The following is a 3,988-nucleotide window of genomic DNA, read 5'->3' as shown; positions in this document are numbered from 1 at the left end:
AAACCCGCGCAGAGGACCTCCTCACGGGCGGTCGCCGGAGCACGGCCTCCCCCTGCGGCGTACTCGGGGGCGGGCAGGGCCCCGCGGTCCAGCTTCCCGTTCACCGTCAGCGGCAGCACGTCCAGGACCACGACGGCGGACGGGACCAGGTAGGACGGCAGCAGATCGGTCGCGAACGCCCGCACCGTGGCCGGGAGTTCGGTGGCGGACCGGCCGTCGGCAGGGACCACGTAAGCCACCAGCCGGGTGTCACCGGGGGTGTCCTCGCGGGCGACGACCGCCGCCTGCGCCACGCCGGCACACGCCGACAACGCCGCACTCACCTCACCCGGCTCCACCCGGAACCCGCGGATCTTCACCTGCTCATCCGCCCGCCCCGCGAACACCAGCCGGCCGTCCGGCGTCCAGCGCGCCCGGTCACCGGTGCGATACATCCGCCCGCCCGCCACGCCACCGAACGGCGCCGCAACGAACCGCTCCGCCGTCAACCCCGACCGGCCCGCGTACCCGCGCGCCAACTGCCCGCCCGCGACATACAGATCACCCGGCACACCCACCGGCACCGGCTGCAAACGCTCGTCCAACACATAGACCCGGGCACCCGCCACCGGCGCGCCCATCGGCACCGCCGACTCCGTACCGTCGATCCGCCCCGCCGTCACCATCACGGTCGACTCCGTCGGACCGTAGGTATTCACCAGCCGCCGGCCCTGGGACCAGAGCTGCGCCTGCTCACGGCTGATCGGCTCCGCACCCACCAACAGCGTCGACACGTCCGGCAACCCGGCAGGGTCGAGGACGGCGAGCAGGGACGGGACGACGCTCGCCGCCTCCACCTGGTTCTCGCGCAGCATCCGCGCCAGCAGGGTCGTGTCCGCGCGCTCGGCCGCCGACGCGACCACCAGGGTCGCGCCCGCCGAGAGCGTCACGGCCAGGTCCAGCACCGACGCGTCGAAGCTGAACGACGCGAACTGCAACACCCGCACCCCGGGCGCCGCACCCAGCTCCGGTGACAACGCCGCCACCATCGACGCCACCGCACCGTGCGAAACCGCCACACCCTTCGGCACACCCGTCGAACCCGACGTATAGATCACATAGGCAAGCTGCTCCGCACCCACGACGACGTCCGGTGCCGTCGACGGCCGCCCGGCGACCTCCGGAGCATCCAGGGACAGACCACCCCGGCCCACCACCACCGACGCACCGCTGTCCGCGAGCATGAACTCCAGCCGCTCCGCCGGATACTCCGGATCCAACGGCACATACGCCGCCCCCGCCTTCCAGGTCGCGAGGATCGCCGCCACCATGTCCACGCCCCGCGGCAGGCACAGACCCACCACCGACTCCGCACCCACCCCCATCGCGATCAGCTGATGCGCCAACCGGTTCGCCCGCGCATCCAACTCCCCGTACGACACCTCCACACCCTCGAACACCACCGCCACCGCACCCGGCGACCCCGCCACCCGACCCGCGAACAACGCCGGCACCAACCCCCCCGGCACCACACGACCCGTGTCGTTCCACCCCTCCAACACCCGGGCCCGCTCACCGGCCTCCAGCACCTCCACGGCGCTCAGTGCCACCCCGGGGTCGGTGGTCACCGTGCCGACCACGCGCGCCAGGCGCTCGCCGAGCCGGGCGACCGACTCCGCATCGAAGAGGTCCGCCGAGCCCTTCACCACACCACGCAGTCCCGCCGGGGCGCCGTCCGCGTCGAACACCTCGGCCGCGGTCACCTCCAGGTCGAACTTCACCGTGGCCAGTGCGGACCCCTGCCCCGCCGGTAGCCCCGAGGCCTTCAGGCCGGGCAGCTCCAGCACGGCCTGGGCGTTGTTCTGCAGGGTGAGCATCACCTGGAACAGCGGGTGGCGCGCCAGCGAACGGACCGGCGCCAGCTCCTCCACCAGCCGCTCGAACGCCACGTCCTGGTGCCCGAGCGCCGACAGACCCGTCTCCCGCACCTGCTCCAACACCTGCGTGAACGTCGGGTCACCGGACAGGTCGGTCCGCAGGACGAGCGTGTTGACGAAGAAGCCGACCAGGTCGTCCAGCGCCTCGTCCGTCCGCCCGGCGACCGCCGAGCCCACCGGGATGTCGGTGCCCGCGCCGAGGCGGTTCAGCGTCACCGCCAGCGCCGCCTGGAGCACCATGAAGACCGTGACGCCCTCAGCGTGCGCGACCTCCACCAACCGCGCGTGCACCTCGGCCGGGAGCTCCCAGGGCACCGAGTGACCACGGTGCCCCGCCGTCGCCGGGCGTGGCCGGTCGGCGGGCAGTGCGAGCTCCTCCGGCACGCCGGCCAGGGCCTCGCGCCAGTACCCCACCTGGCGGGCGAGCAGGCTCTCCGGGTCGTCCTCCGCCCCGAGCAACTCACGCTGCCACAGCGCGTAGTCCGCGTACTGCACCGGCAGCGGAGACCAGTCCGGCGCCCGGCCCGCCAGCCGCGCCGCATAGGCGACCGTCAGATCACGCGCCAACGGACCCGTCGACCAGCCATCCCCAGCAATGTGGTGCATCAGCACCACCAGGACGTGCTCGTCCGCGCCCAACCCGAACAGCCAGGCCCGGAACGGGATCTGCTCGGACAGGTCGAACGCGTGTCCCGTCGCCGCTGCCACCGCGTCGTCCAGCTGCTCGCGGGCGATCTCGACCACGGAAAACTCCCCTGCCACGTCCGCGAGATCAAGGACGTGTTGGCAGGGCTCCCCGTCGGTCATCGGGAACACCGTCCGCAGCACCTCGTGGCGGCCGATCACGTCCCGCAGCGCCGCTGCCAGCGCCTCCCGGTCCAACTCGCCCGCGAGCCGTGCGGTCAAGGGGATGTTGTAGGTCGGGCTCGGGCCCTCCAGCTGCCCCAGGAACCAGAGCCGACGTTGCGCGAACGACAGCGGCACCCGCTCCGGACGGGCCATCGGCGCGAGCGCGGTACGTCCACGCGTCGCCTCGCCGACGAGCCAGGCCGCGAGGGCCGCAGGAGTCGGACGCTCGAACAACACCCGGATCGGCAGCTCCAGACCCAGCACCGCACGCACGCGGCTGACCAGGCGGGTCGCCAGCAGGGAGTGACCGCCGAGGGCGAAGAAGTCGTCCTCCGCCCCGACGGCCGGCAGGCCGAGGATGTGGGCGAAGGCGGCGCACAGGATCTCCTCCTGCACCGATGCCGGGCCGCGGCTTGTGGCGGCGGTGTGTTCGGGGTCGGGCAGGGCCCTGCGGTCCAGCTTCCCGTTCACGGTCAGCGGCAGCGCGTCGAGGACGACGACGGCGGACGGGACCAGGTAGGAGGGCAGCAGGTCGGTCGCGAACGCCCGCACCGTGGCCGGGAGTTCGGTGGCGGACCGGCCGTCGGCAGGGACGACGTAGGCCACCAGCCGGGTGTCACCGGGGGTGTCCTCGCGGGCGACGACCGCCGCCTGCGCCACGCCGGCACACGCCGACAGCGCGGCACTCACCTCACCCGGCTCCACCCGGAACCCGCGGATCTTCACCTGCTCGTCCGCCCGCCCCGCGAACACCAGCCGCCCGTCCGGCGTCCAGCGCGCCCGGTCACCGGTGCGGTACATCCGCCCGCCCGCCACGCCACCGAACGGCGCCGCAACGAACCGCTCCGCCGTCAGCCCGGCGCGGCCCGCGTACCCGCGCGCCAACTGCCCGCCCGCGACATACAGATCCCCCGGCACACCCACCGGCACCGGCTGCAACCGCTCGTCCAACACGTACACGCGGGTATTGGCCACCGGCGCGCCCATCGGCACCGCCGACTCCATACCGTCGATCCGCCCGGCGGTGACCATCACGGTCGACTCCGTCGGACCGTAGGTGTTCACCAGCCGCCGGCCCTGGGACCAGAGCTGCGCCTGCTCACGGCTGATCGGCTCCGCACCCACCAGCAGCGTCGACACGTCCGGCAACCCGGCAGGGTCGAGGACGGCGAGCAGGGACGGGACGACGCTGGCCGCGCTCACGCGGCTGTCGCGCAGCATCC

At 73.2% G+C, this 3,988-nt stretch carries 1 protein-coding gene; it reads right to left on the bottom strand.

What is annotated here, in order from left to right; translation table 11 throughout:
* Positions 1-3,988, bottom strand: a 3,988-nt coding sequence (locus ACFC1F_RS42785) for an amino acid adenylation domain-containing protein (protein WP_376167177.1), incomplete at both ends; no start/stop codon positions are given.

The sequence above is a fragment of the Kitasatospora sp. NPDC056181 genome (assembly GCF_042266225.1).
GTDB lineage: Bacteria > Actinomycetota > Actinomycetes > Streptomycetales > Streptomycetaceae > Kitasatospora.
Note: the sequence above shows the minus strand (reverse complement) of the source record. Positions and strands in the feature narration are given on the sequence as shown.